We start from the raw sequence: 619 nt of genomic DNA, 5'->3' as shown, positions 1-619 counted from the left end.
ACGAGCAGTTCGGACAGTCCTCAGAGCGTGGCGCACTATTGGACCAGCTCGAGCTGCAGCTCGCCGATCTGGAGGAGAACGCCGCGCAAGCCGAGACCGCGGCGCAGCTGGCCGCAGTCGACAAGATTGCGGTAGCGCCCTTCGAGCGGCGCAAGCCGGCGCGCCGGCCGCTGCCGGAGCAATTGCCACGGGAGCGCATTGTCTATCCGGTGCCTGCCACCTGCCCATGCTGCGGCGACAACCGATTGCGCAAGATCGGCGAGGACGTGACCGAGACGCTGGAGCTCGTTCCGCGTCAGTGGAAGGTGATCCAGCACGTGCGCGAGAAGCTCGTCTGCCGGGCCTGCGAAGCGATCACCCAGCCGCCGGCTCCCTCGCACCCGATTGCGCGCGGACGTGCAGGGCCAAAGCTGTTGGCCCATATCCTGTTCGCCAAGTACGGCTTGCACCTGCCGCTCAATCGTCAGAGCGACGTCTACCAGCGCGAAGGCATCGACCTCGACGTATCGACGCTGGCGGACTGGGTGGGCGCCGCCGCGGCAACCCTGATGCCGCTGGTCGATGCGATCCGAAGCCATGTCTTTTCTGCCGAACGCATCCACGCGGACGACACTACGGT

Annotated in this window: 1 protein-coding gene; it reads left to right on the top strand. The window is 66.4% G+C overall.

Annotation, left to right across the window (positions count from 1 at the left end):
- Positions 1-619: IS66 family transposase (tnpC, locus tag ACM42_RS00005; RefSeq protein WP_271526378.1), on the top strand; the 619-nt coding region annotated here is incomplete at both ends.

The sequence above is a fragment of the Bradyrhizobium sp. CCBAU 25338 genome, assembly GCF_028128965.1.
Classification (GTDB): Bacteria; Pseudomonadota; Alphaproteobacteria; order Rhizobiales; family Xanthobacteraceae; genus Bradyrhizobium; species Bradyrhizobium liaoningense.
Note: the sequence above shows the minus strand (reverse complement) of the source record. Positions and strands in the feature narration are given on the sequence as shown.